Origin of the sequence: Mesorhizobium sp., from assembly GCF_004963255.1 — a bacterium.
Classification (GTDB): Bacteria; Pseudomonadota; Alphaproteobacteria; order Rhizobiales; family Rhizobiaceae; genus Mesorhizobium.
Genome location: NZ_SUGA01000136.1, coordinates 1 through 251, shown reverse-complemented (window position 1 = coordinate 251; position 251 = coordinate 1). Strand labels below are relative to the sequence as shown.

Below are 251 nucleotides of genomic sequence, written 5' to 3'. Positions count from 1 at the left end.
TCTTCAGGTCGTTCGTTCCCTCGCCCTTGCGGAAGGCGAGGCTGAACGTGTCGCGCGCCCCCATGTGAAACACGGATTTGAGCTTCATGCCGTTCTGGATGGCGAAGGAGAAGACGCCGGGCGAGGGAAAGCCCATGTCAGCCTGGCCGACATCGACGAACTTCACCGTCGCGGTGCCGTCCGACGGGCCCGGCTGCATGTCGGTGTCGAGGTCGCCGAAATAGCCTGCCTTCTTGGCCGCCCAATAGGGA

General features: G+C 63.3%; 1 protein-coding gene. It reads right to left on the bottom strand.

Translation table 11 applies throughout. From position 1 onward, the window contains the following. Nucleotides 1-251 (bottom strand): ABC transporter substrate-binding protein (locus E5X34_RS32780; RefSeq protein WP_292573390.1); only part of this gene is annotated, 251 nt, incomplete at both ends.